This window comes from Streptomyces sp. NBC_01445 (assembly GCF_035918235.1).
In the GTDB taxonomy this organism is placed as follows: Bacteria; Actinomycetota; Actinomycetes; order Streptomycetales; family Streptomycetaceae; genus Streptomyces.
The window spans coordinates 228,414-249,957 of the sequence record NZ_CP109485.1; the positions used below are offsets into that span (position 1 = coordinate 228,414).

The following is a 21,544-nucleotide window of genomic DNA, read 5'->3' on the forward strand; positions in this document are numbered from 1 at the left end:
CCCCATCAGGGACCTCGTTCGACTGATCAAGACCGCCGAACGGCAAGCGGACGCCTTCCGAGCGGCGGCGTGCAGCGGCCGGCGGGAGGTTTTGGGCGACGGCGGTTCTCCGAGGGGATGCGCGCGGCGATCTCCCGGGCGAACCACTCGGCTTCCTCGGACAGCTCGTCCAGGCCCTCCGCAGCGACCAGTTGAAGAAGACGTAGCAGGTCGTGGGCTTCGTCGAGGGTAAGCATCTCCAGACGGATCGCTGTGGTGTCCTGCGCCGGGATCAGACTGATGGCATCCGAGTTCATGTCCTGGAGAACGACCGCCAGAGCCAAGAGGATCTGAAAGAGCTGCCCGAGCACCCGCACGGCCCTACCCATATCCGTGCACCCGCCGGGCTGGACCCTGACGGCGAAGATCAACGGTCGATCGGCTGAACCCGGTCCAGCCCGGTCTCGCGCACGATGCGCGCCACGGTCCCCTCCAGCGTGCTGCTCGCGTGAATCACCGTCTCGATTCCGCTGGGCAGCAGATCTCGCTCCCGGTATCAGCCCTGAAGGTGTTGCTCGGTGACCTGGGTCAGATAGTCGAGGTCGGGCTTGGTCGCATGCCGCGCGAGCGTTTCCGCCAAGGGCACGTCCAGGTAGTAGCAGCGGGAGACACCCCGATGCTCGCCGACCAGGTCCTCGAGCATCGGCCCGTACCGGTCCGCATACATGATGCCCTCGACCACGACGTGGTAGCCGGCGTCGAGCGAATAGCGGGCCACCGTATTGATCAGCCCGATGTTCTTGCCGCCGGCCACATCCCGCTCACGCCGCACGATCCTGGGGAGGTTGTCCTGAGCGACCAGAGCCAGGCCCCGGCCGAGGACGGGCTGGAGTTCAGGTGAGCGGGGCCGCCTTCGCGTTCCAGTCGATGTGGTGGTCGAACTGCCAGGCCATCTTCTCCGGGTTGATCAGCTTCATGGCCGCCGGCATCACGAGGTCGCGCAGTACGCGGCCGACCGGGCCCGCGGTCTTGTTGCTGTTCGTGCGGGCGCCGAGTTTGATGATGCGTTCGACGCGGGGGCGGCGCAGTTGTTCGTACGCCCGGAAAGCCTGGTCGTAGGGCAGGTCCCTGAGGCAGCGCGCCAGTTCAACGGCGCTTTCGGTGGCGATGGAGGCGCCCTGACCGGAGCTGGACGAGGCGGCGTGGGCCGCGTCGCCGATCAGGGTCATGTGGCCGCGGGCCCAGGTCGGGACCCTTGGCATGTTCTCCATCGGGCCGGTGGTGAGGAGCTGGCTGGGGTCGGTACGGCTGATCATCTCGAGGGCGGGGGTGCGGTCGTCGGCGAAGGCGGTCTGCAGGGTACGCATCCACTCCTTCGCACCGATCGCCTGGGCCTCGGCGACTGTCATCGGGAGGGCGTGGGGCAGGTTCACGAACCACATCGCCGAGGAGTCGTCGAAGACCTGGTAGCCGAAGAAGGCGCGCTTGCCGAAGCACATGTACATGACGCCGTTGGTGGAGGGAAGTCCGGATTGGTGCATCCGGGCTCCGAAGCAGACCAGGCCGGCGTAGTTCGGCTGTGGCGCGAGCGGGTCGATGAGGGGGCGGACCGTGGAGCGGATGCCGTCGGCGCCGATCAGGATGTCGGCGCTGGCCTGCGTACCGTCCGCGAAGTGTGCGGTGACGCCGGAGTCGGTGTCCGTCGTGCCGGTCAGCCGCTTGCCGTGGTGGATGGGTACCGAGCGGCGCTCCGCCTCGTCGTAGATCGCACGGTAGAGATCGGCGCGCCAGGCGAATTGCAGCGACGGGAGGCGGGAGGGCGGGGCGAACTGTGCGAGGTGCTTGCCCGTCCAGCTCCGCAGACCCATGGCGGTGACCGGTGTACCGATGGCGCGGACGAGGTCGCCCGCGCCGATCGCGTCGAGGGCGTTCTGGCCGTTCGGGGCGATGGTCATGGCTCCTCCGGCCCCGTCGGCCGTGGAGTCGTACGCCTCGTAGACGGCGGCCTCGATACCTGCGTGGTGGAGGGCCATCGCGGCGACGGGGCCCGCGATACCGCCGCCGATGATGAGCGCTGTGCGGGCTTTGCTCGTGCGGGTCATGACTGGTGCCCCCTGGTCGGGTCGTCGATCGTCGGTACGCCGCCGGTCTTGTTGGCGCGGCCCACATCCTGGACGTATGCGCGGGAAAACATCGCCGACAGGATCGCGATGCCACCGCGGTGGATGCGGATCTCGCTGTTCGTCGCAGAACCGGACAGATGGATACGGCGGCCGGTCTCTTTGTCGCCGGTGGACGAGGACTGGGGCCGGGAGTCCTTGATCTTGCCGCGGGCGGTCCACCTCAGGTTCCAGTGGTCAATGGCGGTGCTGTCGTCGACGAGCAGCTTGACCATGGCCCGGTCCATGTCGACGTGAATCTCGATGTCGCCGGGGAGGCCGGGGGAACGAAGGTCGAGGACAGCGGCCCCGTGGCGGGCCTTGACCGAGAAGCGGCTGGCCGCGGTCCAGCTTCCCAGGTGCTTGACGAGGTCGTGGTCGCAGTGGATGCGCTCGGTGAGGGACATCTCGGTGGTTCCTCTCTGGATGGGGTTGCGCCGACCATTTGATAGTTGCACTGAAACTAGTATCACGTCAACTAGTTCGTCTGAGGCTAGAGTGGAGTCCATGAGTTCATCTGCTCCCCGTAGCTCGCCCCTCGCCCTGACCGTCCTGGCCCTGCTGCACTACCAGCCGCTGCACCCATACGGCATCCAGCGCCTGGTCAAGGACTGGGGCAAAGAACAGGTCGTCAACGTCAGGCAGCGTGCGAGCCTCTACCGCACGATCGAGCGACTCAATGACGACGGACTGATCGCGGTCCGCGAGACAGAGCGCGATCAGCAATACCCCGAGCGGACCGTGTACGAAGTCACTGACACGGGGCGCGAGACCGCCCGCGCCTGGCTGGAAGAGATGCTCTCCGCACCCAGACAGGAATTCCCGGAGTTCCCGGCCGCCCTGTCAAATCTGCTGCTGCTCACGCCGGAAGAGATGGCGAACGTACTGGAGCTGCGAGCCGGCGCACTCACGGAGAAGCTCGACGGACTGGAAGCGGCCATGGCCGCAGAGGCGGACCGGGGGCTGCCGCGCATCACCCGCCTGGAGACCGAGTACCTGCGAGCCGTAACGGCCGCGGAGCTGGAGTGGGTGCGCACGGTGGTCGGAGACCTGCGAGCCGGCGGGCTCACGTGGTCGAAGGACCAGCTCGACGCCCTCGCGGCGGGGCCGATGCATCAGTGAGCCCGCCCCCGGAGGTCCCGGGGACGGCCCGAAGCGTTGCGCTCTCGCGGGGTCAAACGGGTCCTCCGCACGGTTGCCGGGAGGACGCCGCGACGCTCCGCGTCGGAACCACCAGACTCGCTTCACCACCGGGCTGAAGCCCGATGCACTGCGAATGAATTCCGGTAGCGCCAAGTGAACGACATACAAGCCCCTTCCGGGGCGGAGCATGACGCGAACAGCCACAATCCGCCCGCCTCCTGATCAGCGCCAAGGGGGCGACAGGTGCCGCTGTTCACCCGAAATCCTGAGGACTGGCTCATATGGCCTGTGCGAGGGTGGATTGCCCAATTCGGTTGGATTGTTGGGAGGCTGGCGCGTGTTGGTGAACGAGGTCCGGTGGGTGGAGGCGTGGCCGCCGCCGACGACCGCTGAAGTCCGGCAGGTGTACGGGATCGTCTTCGAATCCGTCAGCGGAGCGGTGGTCGTGCAGGACGACGGGGGCCGGTACAACCTCCCCGGCGGCACACCCGAACCCGAGGACTCGGGCGATCTGCTCGCGACCCTCCGCCGAGAGGTGCATGAGGAGAGCCAGCTCGCCCTCGCCGACTGGGCACCGGTGGGCTACCAGCTGGTGAGCGAGGACGGACGGGCCCCGTACGTCCAGGTCCGCTACGCCGCGCTGTTGGAGAAGGCCGACCCGATCGCGCCGGACCCATGCACAGGCCGGGCCTATGGGCGGATGCTGGTGTCACCGGTGGACGCTGCCGAGCTGCTGGGGTGGGGCGAACGGGGCGCGGCCCAGCTTGCGGCTGCCGCCCGTGTCGCTGCCGAGCGGTGGGGCCTGACGGTCGCTGCGGCAGGAACGGCGCGGCAGGATCTGGTCTAGTCGCGCGGCTGTGTACGCCAGCGCCACCACCGTGGCTCGGCCTGGGTCAGCGTGCATGGCGTGGTCATCCCGCCGCCGGCCTACGCCGGTACCTCGGCGTGCAGGATGTTCGCGAACTTCTCCAGGCCGACGGATTTGGACGCCTTGACCAAAACCACGTCTCCGCTCTTGAGCAGGCGGTTCAGGAGCGGTAGCAGTACGTCGGGGTCGTCGGCCGACTCGATGCGCAGCGGTGAGGCGGGGCGGGCGGCGTCGGCGAGCGCGGTCATCTCATCGGTGGTGCCGAGGCAGCGGCGGGCGGCAGGGCGCAGCCGGCCGGGTCAAGGTCAGTAAGCCGCCCCGTGACCCAGCTCAGCCCGACAGAACGTCCTCAAGTTCCACCAGCTCCTGCGTGTTCAGCGTGAGCTCAACGGCGCTGGCGGAGTCGGTGATGGAGGCCGGGCGGCTGGCTCCCGGTACCGGGATCACTGCCGGGGAGCAGGCGAGCAGCCAGGCCAGGGCGATCTGCTGTGGGCTGACGCCGCGTTCGGCAGCGATGCGGTGGAAGGCTGTGCCGATGGAGGTGGGGCCGGAGGGGCCGTCAAGGGAACTGCGGGAGATTCCGCCGAGTGGGCTCCAGGGCAGGAAGGCCAGCCCCAGCTGTTCACTCAGCTGCAGCTCGAGCTCGCTGTCGCGGACAGCGGGCGAGTACTGGTTTTGTACGGAGACGAGCCCGTTGCCGAGGATCTGATGTGCCTGGCGGATCTGGGCGGTGGTGACGTTGGAGATGCCGGCGGCGCGGATTGTGCCGGCGTCGAGAAGCTCGCGCAGCGCGCCGACGGATTCCGCCCAGGGCACGGTCGGGTCCGGTTTGTGCAGCTGGTACAGGCCGATCGCGTCGACGCCCAGGCGCTTGGCGGAGGCTTCAGCGGCTTGCTTGAGGTGGGCGGGGGTGGCGGTGACGGTCCAGCTGCCGTCGCCGGGGCGGCCGCGGCCGCCCTTGGTAGCCACCAGGACATTGGAGGTGTCGCCGCCGTAGCGGGCCAGGGCGCGGGCGATCAGCATCTCGTTGTGGCCCGCCTCGTCGGCGTGCCAGTGGTAGCTGTCGGCGGTGTCGATAAGGGTGACACCGGCGTCGAGGGCGGCGTGGACGGTGGCGATGGCCCGCGTCTCGTCCGGGCGGTGCTCGATGGACAGCGGCATGGCGCCCAGGCCGATGGCGCTGACGGTGGTGTGGGCGATGGTGCGGTACTGCATGGCCTTGTTCCTTAATCGGTGGGAGCGGCGGACATGGCGAGGGCTTCGGCGACGGCGCCGGGCAGCCAGTCGGTGGTGCGGGAGAAGGAGAAGCCCAGCACCTTCGCGCGGGCGTTGCTCATGGCGTAGTGGCGGTCGAAGGAGAACGGCGAAGCCTCCTCGCCCGCTGGGACGGTCCGGTAGACGGCCTCCCGGCCGGCCTGCGTGGCGACGATCTCGGCGAGGTCGTGCACATCGAGCGGGCCGTCGGAGCAGGCGTTAACCGGGCCGGTGAAGTCGGCTGCGGTCGCCCACAACAGCAGGTCCGCCAGCTCCTCGTAGTGGATGAAGACCGTGGGCAGCGCCTTCGCGTGCACAGTGATCTCTTCGCCCTGGGTCATGCGCCCGGCATAGTGCGCCAGCCTGCCGGTGAATTCCTGCGCGCCGCCCCCGAGCACATGGGCGCTGCGCACAGTGGCGAAGGCAAAGCTGCTGGCGTGGGCGAAGACGGCCTCGGCCTGCCGCTTGCCCTCGGCGTAGTGCGCCTCCAGGTAGGCGTCGTCGTGCCAGGGCAGGTCCATGGCCACCTGCCAGGTGGTCGGGTCCACGCTCTCCTCTGACACGGGCGTCCCCGAGGGCACGGCCGGCAGGGCGGCGGTCGCGGGGTCGTAGACCTCGATCGTGGAGGTCATGACGTAGCGCCGGGTGCGGCCGGCAAAGGCGCGGGCGGCGATAGCGGCCTGTACTGGGGTGTAGCAGACCTGGTCCACCACGACGTCGAAGGTGCGGGCGTCGAGCGCGGCCGTCAGTGCGGCCTCGTCGTTGCGGTCGACGACGAGGTGCTCGACGCCGGCCGGCGGCGGGGTGGAGCCGCGGTTGATCACAGTGACCTGGTGGCCCGCCGCCTGCAGGCGCTCTACCAGGATCTTTCCGAAGTACCGGCTTCCGCCGATGACGCAGATCTTTTGCATGCCCCCATCCTGGAGACCTATCGTCATCAGCAGAAGTCCTGGCTTACTGGGTACGTATTAAGGAAAACTGTTGATCGATGTGCAGCGGCTCCGCGTCCTGCGGGCGGTGGCGAAGCACGGCAGCTTCAACCAGGCGGCCGCGGCTCTCCGCCTCACCCCCTCGGCCGTCTCCCAGCAGGTGGCTGCCCTGGAACGCAGCCTCGGTGCCCAGGTCGTCGCGCGCAGCACCCGAGGCGTCACCCTCACACAGGCCGGCCAGATCATGGTCGGCGCCGCCGAATCCGTCGCCGCGGAGCTCGAACATGCACAACAGCAGATCGTCGAGCTCAGCACTGGCCGCACCCAGCTCGCCGTCGCCACTTTCACCAGCGGCGGCAGGCTCCTGCTGCCCGCCGCTCTCACCCAGCTCATGACAGCCCATCCCCGCACCGTTCTCCACGTCAGGGAGGGCGAACCCGAGGACACCCTTCCACTCGTCCGTCAAGGCGCCGTGGACCTCGCCCTCGCCTACCACTTCGACGGCCCGCTCCCCGTCGGACCGGGCCCCAGCTCCAGCCTCGAGTGGACGCCGCTCCTGGAAGACCCCCTGCACGTCGTCCTGCCGCAGGGGCACCGACTCGCCAACCACGACGCGCTCGACCTCGCCGATCTGGCAGCCGAACCCTGGGTGCTCGGCTGCCTGAAGACCGAGGCATACCTGCGCCGCATCGCCGAGCACGCCGGCTTCGATCCGGAAATCCGCGGGACCACCACCGACTACTTCTTCGCCCGCTCCCTCGTCGCCGCAGGCCTGGGAATCTCCCTGATCCCCTCTATCGCACTCGCCCCCGAGATCCCGGGTCTAAGCACCCTCCCGATCAAGTCGCCGGGCCCGATCCGGCACATCGGCGTCGCCACAATCAGCGGCCGTGACCGGCCCCACGTCACGACGTTCATTCACGCTCTTCGCGAGCAAGCGATTCAGCACAACGGGAATTGATCCGCCACGGGTCCGCCGAACGCCGACGGGGCGGCGTTTCATTGTCGTCCTTGAAGGCCGGACAGCCCCGCGCCGGCCCGCCGGGACGGAGTAGGGCCCAAGGACACGGCGCGCGGAGGCCATCATGCTGACCAGCCACAGCGTCGACGGCGACGCCCTGCACGTGACGCTGCACAACTCCCGGGCCGCGGCCGCCGTTGAGATCGAGGCCCTCGTCCACACCCACCGGCCCCGCCGCGTCACCGTCCAGGTCATTGCAGGGGAAACGACGCCCACCACGCTCAGCGTCGTCGTCCGCGCCCATCGCATGTGCAAGAGCCTCGGCATCCCCCTCAGCCCGACCGGAGCCACCACGGCGGCACAACGCCTTTCACCGCCAACACCGCCTAGACACCGGTCTCGCGTGGTAACCCCCACGAGCCACCAGCCGTTGAACCCACGTGACCACAACGGCAGTGCGACTCGCCCCCACGATCGGCACACAGCAACACAGCGGCGAAGAACCGGTTCCCCGCTCCGCACTTGAGCCGATCTACACCCAGCTCGCCCGGCAGTGGGAGACCGACGGCCGCCTCGTCCCCGGCCGACCGGATGAGCAATGGACGCGACTCACCCGCCGGTGTCCCTGGCCCGGTCGCTGACCCCCACGCACACACAGCGCCACATGTCCCTGAACGGCGGGCACCCGAGGCCGGCACGGCGGCCGGTGAGGATCGGCGTTGCCCACAGTGAGCCCTACCCGGTCACTGCCACCTGGGACTTCCCGCATCCCCGGCGTCTTCGGGAGGGGGCGCCTTGCGGGAGGCCCGGGGGAAGCCGTCCCGCAAGGCGCTCGTGGCCCGCACCCGAGGCGGATGGGAGTACAAACCCCCGGCCACGGCCGTCACCCACACCGCGGCGAGGGCAGAGCCCGCGGCGACGGCCAGTCTCGCGGCCCGGCCCACCCGCCAGCGGCGCGACGCAGCCACCCTTGACCCAGATGGCCGCCTCTTTCGCTGCTGCCCAGATCCCGTTGGTCCCATGATGCGACGCCGTTTGACTGTTCCGGGCGGCACCGCCCGCAAAGCGACCGAGCAGGAGAGTCGACCATCAGCCAGTACGCATCCAGCAGCGCGGCCGGAACAGCAGGATCCAAGACGCCGTCACCCTTCTCGCCTTGCCCCATGCCCGGGCAACGAGCCCAGCACGGCAGAGAAACGGCCGCGGGCCGTTTGGGAGCAGGGGCTGCGGACGAGGACGTCCGGGGCGAGAAGGCCGCCCTCGAACTGGGCGTCACCGGGGACAGGTCACGTCTTGAAAGTGTCCCTTGAAGTGCCCGCACCCGGCGGCGGGAGTCTTCAGCCGGCCTGGCCTGCAGTCTGATCTGCTGGCGGCGTCTGAGGAGAGCCACCTCCTGATCGCTAAGGCTTGGTCGAGCGCGAGCCGTACGCAGGCCCGAACACCACGAGCAGCACCAGGTCTTCGGCCACTTCTGTGAATCGATGTTCTTCACCTGCCGGCACGAAGATCACCGTCCCGGGACTCACCTCGTCCGTTCGGCCTGGTGTTTCGATCTTGGCGCGTCCGGCTGTGACGACATAGATCTCATCCTCGGTGTGCGGGCTCTGGGCATCACGCCCGCCGACCGGGATGCAGTACGTTCCCACCGACAGATCCGACGTCCGTAGCTGCTCGATCCAGTCATGGCCCGCTTCGCCGGGGTGCGTCCACACGCCTGCACCCTTGATGATCTCCATGACGGGACCCTAACGCTGAGCCCGGGGAGCGCAACACCCGTGATCCTGTGACGAGCTCTATGGGGACCGCTGTCCGAGAACTTCGGGGCGCCTCAACTTCACCCGTCTCGACGACATGGTCCGCAACCTGATGAGCCCGCGGCGACGGGTTCTTCTTGCTGATACCTGTGCTGCGTCCTGGCCGGCGGGCCCGGCGACACCGGCAAGAGTCCAGGCGACACAAAGCCGTCGCACTCCCCGTCGGCCCCGGCGAGCCAACACCGGTAAACCTCCACGCACATGACGAAAGGCCCCGTCATTTCCGACGGGGCCTGCTGCTGTCCAGGCGACGACGCGCGGGCCGGGAACGGCGAATACGCGGATCACGGCGCCGATGACGACGCCAGGGTTGCGTGCGGCGATGGCACGGGCGAGGAACGGCTGGGTGATGGGCCTCGGCTTCGGGATGGTGGACGGATTCGACGTCAACGAGGTGATCGAAGCGGCATGAGCTGCACCCCGTTTCGTGGAGTCCCCGGCCTGCCCCGGATCCCGTGTCGTACGGTCTGACGTCGCGGTCGCCCACCGTCCGCAACGGATCTCACCGAACCCGGCGGTGCCGCCGGTACGGCTGAACCAATACCGGGAATCAGGCGGCGACGAGCTCCTGCTCGCGGTCCGGCGTTTTGACCTTGGGCTTGTTGTTCGGCAGCGAGAGCCGGAAGACCTTGCGCCACGCGGAGAACACCTGCTTGGGCAGCGGGCCGGTGACGTACTCCAGCTCGTACTTCTCGAACAGCGCGCGCACCTTCACCGCGACCTCGGCGTACCGGTTGCTCGGCAGGTCCGGGAACAGGTGGTGCTCGATCTGGTGCGACAGGTTGCCGGTCATGAAGTGCATGGCCTTGCTGCCGCTGATGTTCGCCGAGCCCATCATCTGTCGCAGGTACCACTGGCCGCGCGTCTCGCCCCTGATCGACCGGCGCTCGAAGACCTGCACCCCCTCGGGGAAGTGCCCGCACATGATCACCGAGTGGGTCCAGATGTTGCGGACCAGGTTCGCGGTGAACGTGGCGGCGAGCGTGGGGAGGAACGACGGGCCCGACAGCAGCGGGTGGATCACGTAGTCCTTGAGCACCTGCTTGCGGATCTTGCGGCCCACGGCCTTGGCCCGCGCGCGGAACTCCGGGTTCTTGCGGCGGCGCTTGTGCAGGTTCTTGCCGAGCTCCAGGTCGTACGCCGCGATGCCGTACTCGAAGAAGCAGGCGTTGAGGAAGTTCCACAGCGGCTGGCCGAGGTGGAACGGGTGCCACCTCTGGTCCTCGTCGACGCGCATGATGCCGTAGCCGAGGTCGTTGTCCTTGCCGATCACGTTGGTGTACGTGTGGTGCAGCTCGTTGTGCGAGTGCTTCCACTGCTCGGAAGGGGAGACGTGATCCCATTCCCAGGTGGTGGAGTGGATCTTCGGGTCCCGCATCCAGTCCCACTGGCCGTGCAGGATGTTGTGGCCGATCTCCATGTTGTCCATGATCTTCGCCACGGACAGCCCGGCGGTGCCGAGCAACCACGCGGGCGGGAAGATCGAGAACAGCAGCACGCCCCTGCTGACCAGCTCGAGCTTGCGCTGCGCCGAGATGACCTTGCGGATGTACGCGGCGTCCTTCTCGCCGCGGTCGGCGATCACCTCGTCGCGGATCGCGTCCAGCTCGCGCCCCAGCTGTTCGATCTGCTCCGCGGTCAGGTGGGCGGTGGGGTCGATGGCGGTCAAGGTGCTCCTACCGTTCGATGTCGCAAGGGCCCGCCGCGGCGGACACACAGGTCTGGATGAGGACGCCCGGCTCGGCCTCGGTGATCTCGCCGGTGCGCAGGTCGCGGACGGCGCCCGACTTGAGCGGCGTGACGCAGCCGAAGCAGATGCCCATGCGGCACCCGGAGGGCATGAGCACGCCCGCCTCCTCGCCGACGTCCAGCAACGGCGTGGCGCCGTCCGCGTCGACGGTCTTGCCGGTGGCGCTGAACGTGACCTCGCCGCCGTCGCCGGCGACGACGATGCTGGGGCGGAAGCGTTCGGTGTGCAGGCGCTCTTGGACGCCGAACTCGGTCCAGTGCTCTTCGGCGGCGTCGAGCAGGCCCGCGGGCCCGCAAGCCCAGGTCTCGCGCTCGGCCCAGTCGGGCACGAGTCCGTCGAGACGGGCGATGTCGAGCATGCCGTCTGTGTCGGTGTGCACCTCGGTGAGCCGCAGCTTCTTGTCCGCGACCAGGTCGTGCAGTTCGTTGCGGAAGATCACGTCTTGCGGCTGTGGCGCGCAGTGGACCATGACGACGTCGTCGAACTCGATGTCGCGCAGCATGCCCATCACGGGCGTGATGCCGCTGCCGGCCGTCAGGTAGAGCACCTTGGCGGGCTTGGCCTGCGGCAGCACGAAGTCACCGGTCGGCTGGTCGAGCTGGATCAGCGTGCCCGGTTTCGCCCTGCGGACCAGGTGGTTGCTGACCTTGCCGTCCGGGATCGCCTTCACCGTGATCGTGACGCGGCCGTCCTGGCGGTTTGTCGGCGAGGTGATGGAGTAGGCACGCCACAGGCGCACCCCGTTGACGTCGACCCCGATCCGCATGTACTGACCGGCTGTGTGGCCGCGCCAGCCCCGTCCCGGCCTGATCACGATAGTCGCGGCGTCACCCGTCTCGGGGTGCACGGCCTCGATGCGCCCACGAAGGTCAGCGCCCGCACGCAGCGGGCTGACCAGGTCGAGGTAGTCCGACGGCAGCAGCGGCGTCGTGACCATCTCCAGCAGTTTCCACGCCCTGCTGCGGAGGGCTGTACTCGTCATGGCTCCAGCTTGGTGCGCCGCAAGGCGTAAAGTCCTGACCGCAGGACGTAAATCTGGCTGGCTGAATTGTTCGCAGGGAACAAAAACGTGAACCATGCAATCCGGAGGGCCAGCGAACTGGCCCTGGACGAGACGACGGTCACCGCACTTCGGGCCGCGCTGAAGACCACCGCCGACGAGATCGTCCAGGCGATCATCGACGAGGTCCCTCCCTACGCCAACGCCCTTTCGGGCCGCATGGGCGCCACCATCCGCCGAGCAGTCCGCACCGCCCTGGGGCACTATCTGGACCTCGCGAGCGGGAACGCCACAGGCGGCGACGGCGGTGACGCGGCCTACGAGTTGGGCCGCGGCGAGGTGCGCGACGGCCGTTCGATGGACGCCCTCCTCAGCGCCTACCGCGTCGGCGCCCGCGTGGCCTGGCGATGCCTGGCAGCGGGTGCCGTACCCGCAGGTCTGCCCGCCGCCGAGGTCGCCAAGTTCGCCGAGCTGACCTTCGCCTACATCGACGAGCTCTCCGCCGCGAGCGCCGCGGGCCACGCCGACGAACTGGCCGCCCGGGGCAGGGCCCACGAGCGCCACCTGGAACACCTGGCCCGCGACCTCCTCGCCGGGGCGAGCCTGGACGTGCTGCTGGCCTCTGTACAACGGGCCGGGTGGCAGCCTCCGGATTCGCTGACCGCGGTCCTGCTGCCCGCCGCCCAGGCCCGGCCTGCCTATCGCACGCTCGACCCGAGCACCCTCGTCCTCGACGATCTGCCGGACGCCACCGGTGTGCTGCTCGTCCCCGATGCCGACCGGTCACGTCTCTTGCGGCAGCTGACCGAGCGCACCGCCGTGGTCGGCCCGGCCCGGCCATGGGCCCGTGCGTCCGCCTCGTACGCACGAGCCGTACGCGCGCGCTCCCTCTCCTCTGATATTCGCGACACCGAGGACCACCTGCCCGAGCTGGTGCTGAGCGCCGACGTGGACGCGTTCGCAGACCTGCGTGCCCGAGCCCTCGCACCGTTGCGGACCTTGCCTGTCGCGACCGCACGGCGGCTGGAGGAGACGTTGCGGGCGTGGCTGCTGCACCAGGGCAGGCGGGACGAGGTGGCGGCGGCGTTGTTCGTCCATCCCCAGACAGTCCGGTACCGGATGTCGCAGCTGCGGGAGCTGTTTCCGGATCTCGCATCGCCACACCGGGTCCTTGAACTGACGCTGGCGGTCGGTCTTCAGGTCAGCTGACGCGTACTTCGACCGTCCACGACCGCGTCCGCGAGCGGTCCAAGAATCGCGCCTCGTTCTCGGTGCCATCAGCTGGCTCGTGCGGCCCGGGGAAGAGCGGTATGAGCCAGCTGAGACCGGGGGTTGATGTGAAGACCAGACAAGGCCTCGGGAAGCCCGTCGGGGGCGCTGTCTCTGAGAAGCGCGGTGGCGGATACGGTCGACTGGATCCGGTGGACGATGCGCACCCGCCCGCTCGTCGACGCGCTCGTCGAGCATCTGGTCGGTGATCTGGGCCGCTATGCCTTGGAAAACAGCTTTCATGTCGTCGTGGAGGGCGCTGTCCTGGCACGAGCTGACTCACGGGCGCGCGGCGGGCTGCAGCTGGGTGACCGGCGGGGAGGCCAGGCCGGGTCACCAGGGGCGGGGGGCCGGGCCGCTCGCGCCGGGGATCACCGTGGTTCTGCGACGGCCCCGTGCCTTCCTTCCGACAGGTCAGCCGGACGACCGACCGGGCCGGCCTGGCGCACCGCGCGAGGGATGATGAGGATGGAATGACGGAACGTGAGGTCAGGAGCTTTCATGGCGAAGCGGGTTCACCGACCCCGTGAGGATGCGGAGTTCAATTTCATCCTCGGGATGAGCGGAGTTCCGGTCTTCGCATATTTCACCGGGGCATGGCCCAAGGCAATAGAGCCCTGCCGGGTGATGGACATCGTCGTGGGTGGCATCGCCGACGACTACATGGGCCGCCTGACGGCCGTCCGCACCGACATCACGCGTTGTCCGGCCGCAACCGAGCGATACGGGATCACCGGAGCCCCGTCCTACGTCCTGCTGAAGGAGGGAGAGGCGGTGGCGCACGGCGCGGGGCCCATGACCATTGCCGAGGTACGGAAGTTCCTGGACGGTCATCTCTGAGCGGCCGCTGCGGCACGTGGCCGCGACGCCCGTCACGTCTCGTCTAGGAGAGCTGCGCCGCCTGAGACACCTTGGGGCTGAGACACCCCCACAGGTCACATAACGCCGTCGAAGACCGTGCCGGGGCGTAGCGAGTTCATGCCGGCCACGGCCAGATCCATCCACGCTGAGGTGACCGTCCGCCCGGACCGGGCCTGTAGCCGGACGGTCTCGGCGTCGCGCCACAGGACGGTGCGGTGCCCGTCGAACTTGATCTCGTACCACCAGCCCTTGCCGCGGGGCAGCGTCGGCACGGCTTCGGCGAGGGCGACAGCGACGGGGTACTCCACAGGGCCAGCCTGCGGCGGCCGAGCCGGGGATGCGCGCTGGCCCACGCTGCGCGGAGAGGCCCGGCGGTGCGCCCTATGTCCGGCCGATGCTGCTGCCGGGCCGCTCCCCTACTGCTGGCGGGCTTCGGTGTTCTCCCGGATGGCATGCGCGACGTCCAGCAGCGCGTACGCGACGGCCGCCAGGCCCTCGCCGATCGCGTCGGTGCCGCCACGGTGACCACAGGCGGATTCGCGCGTTAGGACTGCGTGACCACGATGACGCCCCGGCCTGCGCCGGTCACCCGCGACAAAACTCCGCCCACGTCTGGTGCGCCGATCTTCGCGGCGCTGGCCGCCCGCTGGCAGGCGCAGGGGCGTGTCGTGCCGGGGCAGGTGGACCGGGAATGGGCCAAGCTGGCTGACAGCTGCCCGTGGCCCAGCTCATAGACCAGCGTGGTGCGTGCCCCTCCACCCCGTGCCCGCACCCGCTGTACCGGCCGGCAGCCTCGACCGCCTGCCCGGCCACCGAGGCTGCCGGACCGGCCGGTCAGGTTGGGCCCCTCCCGGTCCGGCGGCCTGCACCCGGTGCCTGTTGGGCCAGTGTCTTGCGCAGGAGTTGCATCTGGTGCTGGTCGAGCTGGATCTCCCACTGGCCGTCCACCTTGCAGTCGAGGGGGTCGGGGCGGTGAAAGCCCGGAAGGCGGGCGACGATGGCGGTGTTGCGGTCCTGAGGGACGGTCTCGGTCGGCCCGACGCGGACCCAGTGCTCGAGGCGCAGGGTCTCGCAGGCCTTCACGGCGGCGGCAACATCCGGGTGAATACGGATGACTCGAGTCAGCTCGCCGTATCCCAGTTGGCCCACCAGGACCCCGTAGGCGGGGTCTTTGGCCGCGGCGCGGTGTACATCGGCCGCGTACAGGCCGAGGGTGACGGTGGCCGCCTCCATGGGCTCGTCAGGCTCGGCGAGCGGGGCGAAGGGGTCGAGGGCACGCACGCGGTCGGCGACCGCCTGCTTGCTCAGGCCGAGAACCCGCCCGACCTGTTCCAGGGAGTGTGGGGCCTTGCCGAAGGCGTCCGGTTGCCGGGTCCGCAGGGTGAGGGCGTTGACGAGGCCGAGGCAGGCTTCGCGCAGGTAGTCGGCCCGGCCCAGGGTGCACAGCAGGTCTCCGCACTCCCAGGCTGTTTCGAGGTCGATCAGCAGCACCCGCAATCGTGCGATTTTGTGCTGCTCCGGGGTTTCTTGTCCGCGTCGATCCGCAGCACACGTTCCCCGCGATCGTGCGCTCATCTGGCATAGTGGGCGGTCATTTCCGGCGAACTAGACGCCAGACGCAACAAGTGCGGCATATAAGACAGATTCACCCCGACCGGCGACACTTCGTGCTCATGTGCGGTGATCTTTCCGCACGGTGCGGGCACAGCCCCACCGCACCCGCACCGCACCCCCAGGAGCCCGCAGGCGCCCGTCGGCGGCGCGCTCCAGGGCTGCCGGACCGTGGTGGCTGGTACCCGCCGGTCGGGCAGCCCCACCAGTCCACCATCTCGGCCGGTCCGCAGGAACAGCGCCCGCAGCGCGAAGCCCCGGCCGCGCCCCTGAGGGGGAGAGGCCAGGGCTGTCGGTCACGCGGTCCGGGGAAGGGGAACCGGGGCGGCCGTTGTCGCGCACCATCTCAACGATTGCTTTGCCCGCGTGGACACGCTCCGCGTCCACGCGGCGCGCCTTTGTCTGCCTCCTAGGAGGATGCTTGTCATGGAGCCGCTGCCGACGCCCTGCCCTGCCGACCGGATCCCGGACGCGACCGGACTCGCCGCGTTCGAGGCCGCATGCAAGGAGGCCAAAGAGCAGCGCGTCGCGTTCATCGCAGTCGAGCAACAGGGCCCGCTGTGGGCGGTCAAGGCCGACGCGCTCACCGCCCCGCAGCACACCATCACCACCACCGCCCATGACGTCAGCTGTGGTTCAGGGACCACACGACCTGGTCCTCGTACCAGCGGGCGGCACTGACACCGTGCCACGAGGCCGCCGCGTCGACCTGGTCCTCGTACCAGCGGGCAGCACTGACACCGTGCCACGAGGCCACTTCGTCGACCTGGTCCTCGTACCAGCGGGCAGCACTGACGCCGCGCCACGAGGCCGCTTCGCCCTCGTGGTCCGCAGCCCGTACGTAGCGCACAGTGTCCTGCCCACGGTGGTCGTCGTCCGTGTGGTGGCCGGCTTGCTCGCTGCTGGTCGCGGAGGTGGCGGACGCGTCCTGCGCGTGCTGCACGGGCACCGAAGTCGTGGCTGCCGACGCCGAGCCGCCGGCTCCGAGAAGGACTCCGCCGGCCAGAGCCGTGGTGGCGAGTGCGATCGAGACGCGCTTGGTCATGCTGTTCATGGTCATTTCCCTTGCGAGACTGCCGCGGTTTCGCCGAACTGGCGGCCGCCGCTTCTAGGTGAACCGAGATCCGGAAATCCCGGGTCAGTCGGCTTGCCGCAAGGTCATCCGGAGGGGTGCCTCACATTCGGCTCTGCCACCGTACCCGAGGGGGGCCTCATGTTTGCGGTGAGGCTCATCACAGCACGTCGGAGGGGCGAGATTGCGATCGGAAACATGACAACAACCGAATTCGAGGGGGGCCTCATGTTACGCTCGAGCCATGAGCCACCACCACGCCCCGTCCGCGAGGGAGACACCGACGAAACCCCTGCGCCGTGACGCACAGCGCAACAGGGACGCGATCGTGGCCGCCGCCCGCACGGCCTTCTCCGAGCAGGGCCTCGGGGCGTCCCTGGAGGGCGTCGCCCGCGAGGCCGGCGTCGCGATCGGCACGCTCTACCGCCACTTCCCCACCCGGCTCGACCTGGTCGAAGCACTCTTCAACGCGAAGTACACGGAACTGCTCACCGCCGCGGAAGAAGCCGCGGCCATGGACGATGCCTGGGAGGGGTTCTGCCGCTACCTGGAGAAGCTCTGCAAGCTGCAGGCCTGCGACCGCGCCTTCAACGACCTGGTCTCGGCACGGCTGCCCCTTCACGTGGCCGGCCGCGAGATGTACGAACGCACCAAGGAACTCTGCATCCAGATCATGCGCAACGCCCAGGAACAGGGCGTCCTGCGCGGCGACGTCACCGCGCAGGACATCGCCTTCGTGATCTGGTCCCAGGCCGGGATCATCCAGGCCACACGCACCATCGCCCCCCAAGCCTGGCGCCGCCACCTCCACCTGATGCTCGACGCCTTCCGCACCGAGGGCGCCCACGAACTGCCCGAACCTCCTCTGACCAGCCAGCAGGTCGACCAGACCCTCGTCACTCTCGAGTGCACCGAAGAGGGCTGCCGCGAGCAGTCCTGACCACACGAGAGCCGAGGCCGCCGACCACAGCTGCGCATCACACCGGACCGGCGCCACACCGGACCGGTACCTCGGCCGACCGGCCGGGAAGACCCCGAACAGCACTCCGGGCAGCAGGACCACGCGCCGTCCGACCGCCGTCTCCGGCTGCCCCGGCCCGTCCTGTCACACACCGCCCGCATCTCACAGGGCATCCACAGACGCCGGTGGCTGAAGACGCCTTCACCGTTCATGGCATCAGCGATGCGATGGTCGCGGATGCGTCGACCTGGAACCAAGTCGATCTGCGAGCCGGCGTAGGTACCGGTGGCTTGAAGAGTTGTTCGTCTGCCTCGACGTATCCGAAGGGGTCTGATGCAGGGTTGGGTGACAGGTTGACCTGCCCCACCTCTCAGGTTCCAGTTCAACCAACAGCATCACGTTCGGCGGGGCCGGGCTACTTGCTGCGCGAGCGCCGTCCGAAGACCGCTTGGCGCAGGGGTGGGTACTACTGGCGCAGGTCGGTGCGGCAGGAGGGACAGTGCCGGCCGTCCTCCGACGGGGCGGACTCAAGATCGTATCCAGGTGGACCGGTGATCGGCCCTTTGCACCACTCACACGGAGCGGCATCAGGGCCGGCCCGGGACCCGGGTCAGGTTCCTGCGCCCAGCCTTTCCCTCTCCGCCGCCCACTCCTCGTGTTGCCTCTCGCGCTCTTCCTCACGTCGGGGGCAGCGTTGCTCGTCGCCGACCTACCAGGCGTCATGGTCCGCGGGGGTTGGCGAGGGCGCGACCGTCAGGGGCGTGCGGAACAGCGGACGGTCGTCATGAGTCCGACCAGGGCCGAGGACGCCGCCGAGGAATCTGGCTCAGGTACCCGGCGCTTCGCCATCGAGATCCCCGGCGGAGTCCCGAACTGATGCCAGGGTCAGGTGTCGGCCTGCGCGTCGTCGTCGTGCAGGTTTTCCGGAGTCGTCCCTGCGGTCGGCACGTCGATGCCTGGAGATCATGGTGAGTACTGTTCCTTCTGTTCCTCGCCGTCTGCCGCTGGCTCGTGTCGCCGACGAGTTCGTGCTCACCACGGTCCTGCTGTTCCTGGCCGTGACGGTCGTCCGGTGGCTACGTGATCCGGACTCCCCCCTCTACATCGCCGATCTGAACACCGCACTCGCCGTCATCGGCGTCCTCAGCGGAGCCATCCTCACCGGGCTGATCTTCACGCCGCCCGGCAGGCGCAGCGGGGGTCACATGAATCCCGCCGTGACGGTTGCCCTGTGGCTGGTGGACGCCTTCCCCGGTCGCAGCGTCGCGCCCTACATCCTCGCCCAACTCGCCGGCTCCGCAGCCGGCACGGGCCTGGCACGCCTGGTGTGGGGCCCTGCGGTCTCCCTCCCGTCGGTCGCCCACGGCGCGATCAGACCCGCGCCCACCTGGGAGCCCGCAGCCGTCTTCCTCGCCGAGGCAGGAGCCATGGCGGCCCTGATCCTCGTCGTCGGCTACTTCCTGGCCCACCCCCGCTTCACTCGCCTGCTGCCCTACGTCATCGGAATCTCCGTGGCCACGGTGATCGCCCTCCTCGGCCCCCTCAGCGGAGGCTCCATCAACCCCGCCCGTCAACTCGGCCCCGCCGCGCTCTCCGGCCAGACCAAGGACCTGTGGATCTATCTCATCGTGCCAGTCCTGGGAGCAGTCATCGGAGCCGCGATCTATCACCTGTTCATCTGGCGGTTCAACGCGTGCCGACCCCTGACCTACAAGCTGACGGGCGACGAAGCGCGCGAGGCAAACGACTGAAATCGGTATCCCGGCCATCGCCATGCGCCGGCGGTCCTCCCGTCCGACACCAGTCGCGACACCGGCACCGGCGGGGACCACAGCCGGACGGCCGGCCCGAGCACGCGGATCGCCCGGTCCGAGCGACAGCCAAGGCGGTCGTCGACTTGAGCCACGTCAACACTGTCCATATTCGAGACCTTTGATCCGATATCGCTAAGCTTGCCTCGATTCGCTTCTAGGCGGATTTCCGGAACAAGCGGAGGACGGAAACTTCCATGCGCGTCTTCGTTGCCGGTGCGACCGGTGCGGTTGGCCGACTGCTCGTTCCGCTGCTGTTGGACGCGGGGCACCAGGTCACCGGAATCTCCCGCTCGCTTGCGGGGACCGACCGCGTACTGCGTCAAGGCGCGTCAGCCGTTCAAGCAGACGTACTCGACCGGGACGTTGTCCGCCAAGTAGTGGCAACGGCCGCACCTGACGCGGTGATCGACCAGCTCACCGACCTGTCGGACGCAGATGGGGAGGCAACCAACCGGCTGCGCCGGGAGGGGACGCGCAATCTGGTGGACGCGGCCAAGGCCGCCGGCGTGCCGAGGATTGTCGCCCAGTCAATCTCCTGGGCGTACGCGCCGGGCGAGCAGCCGGCCGACGAGACCGTCCCCCTCGACCTCGGGGCTCCGCAGCCGCGAGGGGGGATGGTGGACGGTATCCAGGCGCTCGAGGAAACAGCGGCCGAGTTGGACACGGCGGTACTGCTGCGGTACGGCGTCCTGTACGGCCCCGCCACCTGGTACGCGCCTGGCGGCCCCGCAGCCGCAGCCCTGTCCGGAGATCCGGCCGCCCGTTTTCTCGGGAGCGTCGAGGCGGATCTCTCCGTGATCTCGTTCGTTCACGTTGCCGATGCGGCACGGGCCGCCGTCGAGGCCCTCGACTGGCCGACTGGGCCGGTCAACATCGTGGACGACGAACCCGCGCAAGCTCGCGAGTGGGTGCCCGTCTTGGCCAGCGCCCTCGGCGTGCCCGCACCAGAACCCACATCAGGCCAGCAAAGCTGGGCCCGAGGAGCTTTCAACGGCCTGGCCCGCTCACGTGGATGGCAACCCGCGCATCCGACGTGGCGGTCCGGCTTCGCAGCGCAACTCGCCTAGGTTCTGTCCGGTCGGACCAGGCGCACGCCTGGTGAGACAGCTGCTGGTCGGTGAAGTGTCGGTCGGCGGCCAGGCGCCTGGCCGCTCCCTCGATCGCGCCGCTGCCAATCGGCCAAGAGCGGCGGGGCTGGGTTCGCTGATTCCCTGCAACTGGTCCGGGACGCGGGAGGAACCGCAGGTGAGCCGCTGTGGCTTCTTGCCCCGAAACCCATACACGGGGGCCGGTAGCGACGGAGCCCCTCCGGTGTCGCACGAAGGGTAAGATCCCCGCAATTCCGGGGCTGGGATCCATTGGGGGCGGGAATGAAACGTGCGCTGCTGGTCGGGGTGGGAGTTGTGCTGGTGCTGGTCACCGGGTGCACGGACAGTGGATCGCCGCAGGCTTCCCGGACTTCCCGTGCGCCCTCGTCGTCACCTTCACCGTCAACGAAGGCTCCCGTGCCACCGGAGCCGGGTCCGGCCAAACCGCTCGGTAGGGCAGCGGTCGGCAAGCGGGACGGGAAGCTGGTGGACTCCTTCACCGAGTTCATCGAGGAGTCGGACCTGGACACACGCATCGAGCCCGAACTCCCGGAAGTTGCCGTGCTGCAACGCCTTACCCCCACGGGCACGGGCGACCTGGTATGGATGCCGGACGCCGATACGTACTGTCTGACGACGATCCGGTCCAGCCTGAAGAGCCATCGGTGCTACGGACTCGCGCCGAAGCGCCCGGCGCGTGGCTATGTACAGGTGGGAGACCCCACGCCGCGCGGCGTGGGGTCGACGTACTCGAAGCAGGACTGGCTGTCGGTCAGTGTTGTGGAGAATGCCCAAGGGCCCTTCACGTTTACCGGTGATCGGCCGAAGGGCACCAGCGCGGTGCGCCAGGCCACGCTGCGCTTCACCTCGGGCCGGACCGTGACATTCCTCGCCTATAGCCAGACAGATTCGAGGATTCCGCAGAACACCAAGATTTGTGGGCCCCACCACAAGGTCTGCTTCGATCCCTACGACCGTGATCTCGGGCGTGCCACTTAAGTCGTTGGTCAT

General features: G+C 68.7%; 23 protein-coding genes and 1 pseudogene. 11 read left to right on the forward strand and 13 right to left on the reverse strand.

The window, feature by feature from the left end; genetic code table 11:
• Positions 1–26: 26 nt before the first annotated feature.
• The 4 genes and pseudogenes from OG574_RS01145 to OG574_RS01160 all read right to left on the reverse strand — a co-directional run bounded on the left by OG574_RS01145 (position 27) and on the right by OG574_RS01160 (position 2,545).
• Positions 27–356 (reverse strand): DUF6417 family protein, encoded by a 330-nt coding sequence (locus OG574_RS01145; protein WP_326771421.1) that lies wholly within the window; start codon positions 354–356, stop codon positions 27–29.
• Between the two features lie 50 nt (positions 357–406).
• Positions 407–871 (reverse strand): annotated as a pseudogene (locus tag OG574_RS01150) (kinase); the annotation flags it as partial.
• 1 nt (position 872) lies between these two features.
• Positions 873–2,081 (reverse strand): FAD-dependent oxidoreductase, encoded by a 1,209-nt coding sequence (locus tag OG574_RS01155; RefSeq protein ID WP_326771422.1) that lies wholly within the window; start codon positions 2,079–2,081, stop codon positions 873–875.
• The gene (locus tag OG574_RS01160) at positions 2,078–2,545 is read right to left on the reverse strand and encodes a hypothetical protein (protein WP_326771423.1); all 468 of its coding nucleotides are present in this window, start codon (positions 2,543–2,545) and stop codon (positions 2,078–2,080) included. Before OG574_RS01160 ends, OG574_RS01155 begins: the two co-directional genes overlap by 4 nt.
• A gap of 100 nt (positions 2,546–2,645) precedes the next feature.
• Between OG574_RS01160 and OG574_RS01165 the strand changes: the two genes are divergently transcribed.
• Together OG574_RS01165 and OG574_RS01170 are read left to right on the forward strand one after the other, a co-directional pair.
• Positions 2,646–3,260 (forward strand): PadR family transcriptional regulator, encoded by a 615-nt coding sequence (locus tag OG574_RS01165; RefSeq protein ID WP_326771424.1) that lies wholly within the window; start codon positions 2,646–2,648, stop codon positions 3,258–3,260.
• Positions 3,261–3,618: 358 nt separating this feature from the next.
• Positions 3,619–4,128, forward strand: a complete 510-nt coding sequence (locus OG574_RS01170) for an NUDIX hydrolase (RefSeq protein WP_326771425.1) — start codon at positions 3,619–3,621, stop codon at positions 4,126–4,128.
• 80 nt (positions 4,129–4,208) lie between these two features.
• On the opposite strand, the gene OG574_RS01175 is transcribed toward OG574_RS01170, so the two are convergent.
• From OG574_RS01175 to OG574_RS01185, 3 genes are all read right to left on the reverse strand, one after another.
• Complete coding sequence (locus OG574_RS01175) at positions 4,209–4,397, reverse strand: hypothetical protein (protein ID WP_326771426.1); 189 nt, start codon at positions 4,395–4,397, stop codon at positions 4,209–4,211.
• Positions 4,398–4,479: 82 nt separating this feature from the next.
• Positions 4,480–5,364, reverse strand: a complete 885-nt coding sequence (locus OG574_RS01180) for an aldo/keto reductase (RefSeq protein WP_326771427.1) — start codon at positions 5,362–5,364, stop codon at positions 4,480–4,482.
• 11 nt (positions 5,365–5,375) lie between these two features.
• The gene (locus OG574_RS01185) at positions 5,376–6,314 is read right to left on the reverse strand and encodes an NAD-dependent epimerase/dehydratase family protein (RefSeq protein WP_326771428.1); all 939 of its coding nucleotides are present in this window, start codon (positions 6,312–6,314) and stop codon (positions 5,376–5,378) included.
• Between the two features lie 70 nt (positions 6,315–6,384).
• Here OG574_RS01185 and OG574_RS01190 point away from each other — a divergent pair, with 70 nt between their 5' ends.
• Positions 6,385–7,293 carry a LysR family transcriptional regulator gene (locus OG574_RS01190; protein WP_326771429.1) on the forward strand — a complete coding sequence of 303 codons (909 nt, stop codon included), beginning with the start codon at positions 6,385–6,387 and terminating at the stop codon, positions 7,291–7,293.
• A 1,400-nt stretch (positions 7,294–8,693) separates the two neighbouring features.
• Here the strand turns inward: OG574_RS01190 and OG574_RS01195 are convergent.
• From OG574_RS01195 to OG574_RS01205, 3 genes are all read right to left on the reverse strand, one after another.
• Positions 8,694–9,029: a cupin domain-containing protein gene (locus tag OG574_RS01195; RefSeq protein ID WP_326771430.1), complete on the reverse strand. Its 336-nt coding sequence runs from the start codon at positions 9,027–9,029 to the stop codon at positions 8,694–8,696.
• Between the two features lie 628 nt (positions 9,030–9,657).
• Positions 9,658–10,776, reverse strand: coding sequence for a fatty acid desaturase family protein (locus tag OG574_RS01200; protein WP_326771431.1), 1,119 nt, complete (start codon positions 10,774–10,776; stop codon positions 9,658–9,660).
• Between the two features lie 7 nt (positions 10,777–10,783).
• Complete coding sequence (locus tag OG574_RS01205; RefSeq protein ID WP_326771432.1) at positions 10,784–11,839, reverse strand: ferredoxin reductase; 1,056 nt, start codon at positions 11,837–11,839, stop codon at positions 10,784–10,786.
• 87 nt (positions 11,840–11,926) lie between these two features.
• Here OG574_RS01205 and OG574_RS01210 point away from each other — a divergent pair, with 87 nt between their 5' ends.
• Both OG574_RS01210 and OG574_RS01215 read left to right on the forward strand, forming a co-directional pair.
• Entirely contained in the window at positions 11,927–13,066 is a 1,140-nt protein-coding gene (locus tag OG574_RS01210; protein ID WP_326771433.1) for a helix-turn-helix domain-containing protein, read from the forward strand.
• Positions 13,067–13,627: 561 nt separating this feature from the next.
• On the forward strand, positions 13,628–13,966 hold the full coding sequence (locus OG574_RS01215; RefSeq protein ID WP_326771434.1) for a thioredoxin family protein: 339 nt from the start codon (positions 13,628–13,630) through the stop codon (positions 13,964–13,966).
• Between the two features lie 95 nt (positions 13,967–14,061).
• Here OG574_RS01215 and OG574_RS01220 read toward each other — a convergent pair whose 3' ends face one another.
• Positions 14,062–14,295 (reverse strand): hypothetical protein, encoded by a 234-nt coding sequence (locus OG574_RS01220; RefSeq protein ID WP_326771435.1) that lies wholly within the window; start codon positions 14,293–14,295, stop codon positions 14,062–14,064.
• A 75-nt stretch (positions 14,296–14,370) separates the two neighbouring features.
• On the opposite strand from OG574_RS01220, the gene OG574_RS01225 reads away from it, so the two are divergent.
• Positions 14,371–14,535, forward strand: coding sequence for a hypothetical protein (locus OG574_RS01225; protein ID WP_326771333.1), 165 nt, complete (start codon positions 14,371–14,373; stop codon positions 14,533–14,535).
• 286 nt (positions 14,536–14,821) lie between these two features.
• Here OG574_RS01225 and OG574_RS01230 read toward each other — a convergent pair whose 3' ends face one another.
• Complete coding sequence (locus OG574_RS01230; RefSeq protein WP_326771436.1) at positions 14,822–15,484, reverse strand: hypothetical protein; 663 nt, start codon at positions 15,482–15,484, stop codon at positions 14,822–14,824.
• Positions 15,485–16,024: 540 nt separating this feature from the next.
• Between OG574_RS01230 and OG574_RS01235 the strand changes: the two genes are divergently transcribed.
• Positions 16,025–16,279, forward strand: coding sequence for a hypothetical protein (locus tag OG574_RS01235; protein WP_326771437.1), 255 nt, complete (start codon positions 16,025–16,027; stop codon positions 16,277–16,279).
• Here the strand turns inward: OG574_RS01235 and OG574_RS01240 are convergent.
• Positions 16,224–16,652 (reverse strand): hypothetical protein, encoded by a 429-nt coding sequence (locus OG574_RS01240; RefSeq protein ID WP_326771438.1) that lies wholly within the window; start codon positions 16,650–16,652, stop codon positions 16,224–16,226. The genes OG574_RS01235 and OG574_RS01240 overlap by 56 nt on opposite strands.
• Positions 16,653–16,914: 262 nt before the next feature.
• Between OG574_RS01240 and OG574_RS01245 the strand changes: the two genes are divergently transcribed.
• The 4 genes from OG574_RS01245 to OG574_RS01260 all read left to right on the forward strand — a co-directional run bounded on the left by OG574_RS01245 (position 16,915) and on the right by OG574_RS01260 (position 21,532).
• Positions 16,915–17,610, forward strand: a complete 696-nt coding sequence (locus OG574_RS01245) for a TetR/AcrR family transcriptional regulator (RefSeq protein ID WP_326771439.1) — start codon at positions 16,915–16,917, stop codon at positions 17,608–17,610.
• Between the two features lie 986 nt (positions 17,611–18,596).
• On the forward strand, positions 18,597–19,382 hold the full coding sequence (locus OG574_RS01250) for an MIP/aquaporin family protein (RefSeq protein WP_326771440.1): 786 nt from the start codon (positions 18,597–18,599) through the stop codon (positions 19,380–19,382).
• A gap of 257 nt (positions 19,383–19,639) precedes the next feature.
• Complete coding sequence (locus OG574_RS01255; protein ID WP_266421546.1) at positions 19,640–20,512, forward strand: NAD-dependent epimerase/dehydratase family protein; 873 nt, start codon at positions 19,640–19,642, stop codon at positions 20,510–20,512.
• 507 nt (positions 20,513–21,019) lie between these two features.
• Positions 21,020–21,532, forward strand: coding sequence for a hypothetical protein (locus tag OG574_RS01260; protein ID WP_326771441.1), 513 nt, complete (start codon positions 21,020–21,022; stop codon positions 21,530–21,532).
• Positions 21,533–21,544 lie beyond the last annotated feature (12 nt).

What these genes read in the sequence shown, in the direction of transcription:
- OG574_RS01185 (WP_326771428.1), bottom strand. Translation starts at nt 6,314, where the DNA reads ATGCAAAAGATCTGCGTCATCGGCGGAAGCCGGTACTTCGGAAAGATC.
- OG574_RS01240 (WP_326771438.1), bottom strand. Translation starts at nt 16,652, where the DNA reads ATGAACAGCATGACCAAGCGCGTCTCGATCGCACTCGCCACCACGGCT.
- OG574_RS01175 (WP_326771426.1), bottom strand. Translation starts at nt 4,397, where the DNA reads ATGACCGCGCTCGCCGACGCCGCCCGCCCCGCCTCACCGCTGCGCATC.
- OG574_RS01245 (WP_326771439.1), top strand. Translation starts at nt 16,915, where the DNA reads ATGAGCCACCACCACGCCCCGTCCGCGAGGGAGACACCGACGAAACCC.
- OG574_RS01235 (WP_326771437.1), top strand. Translation starts at nt 16,025, where the DNA reads ATGGAGCCGCTGCCGACGCCCTGCCCTGCCGACCGGATCCCGGACGCG.
- OG574_RS01250 (WP_326771440.1), top strand. Translation starts at nt 18,597, where the DNA reads ATGGTGAGTACTGTTCCTTCTGTTCCTCGCCGTCTGCCGCTGGCTCGT.
- OG574_RS01255 (WP_266421546.1), top strand. Translation starts at nt 19,640, where the DNA reads ATGCGCGTCTTCGTTGCCGGTGCGACCGGTGCGGTTGGCCGACTGCTC.
- OG574_RS01180 (WP_326771427.1), bottom strand. Translation starts at nt 5,364, where the DNA reads ATGCAGTACCGCACCATCGCCCACACCACCGTCAGCGCCATCGGCCTG.
- OG574_RS01205 (WP_326771432.1), bottom strand. Translation starts at nt 11,839, where the DNA reads ATGACGAGTACAGCCCTCCGCAGCAGGGCGTGGAAACTGCTGGAGATG.
- OG574_RS01195 (WP_326771430.1), bottom strand. Translation starts at nt 9,029, where the DNA reads ATGGAGATCATCAAGGGTGCAGGCGTGTGGACGCACCCCGGCGAAGCG.
- OG574_RS01165 (WP_326771424.1), top strand. Translation starts at nt 2,646, where the DNA reads ATGAGTTCATCTGCTCCCCGTAGCTCGCCCCTCGCCCTGACCGTCCTG.
- OG574_RS01155 (WP_326771422.1), bottom strand. Translation starts at nt 2,081, where the DNA reads ATGACCCGCACGAGCAAAGCCCGCACAGCGCTCATCATCGGCGGCGGT.
- OG574_RS01225 (WP_326771333.1), top strand. Translation starts at nt 14,371, where the DNA reads ATGTCCGGCCGATGCTGCTGCCGGGCCGCTCCCCTACTGCTGGCGGGC.
- OG574_RS01215 (WP_326771434.1), top strand. Translation starts at nt 13,628, where the DNA reads ATGGCGAAGCGGGTTCACCGACCCCGTGAGGATGCGGAGTTCAATTTC.
- OG574_RS01160 (WP_326771423.1), bottom strand. Translation starts at nt 2,545, where the DNA reads ATGTCCCTCACCGAGCGCATCCACTGCGACCACGACCTCGTCAAGCAC.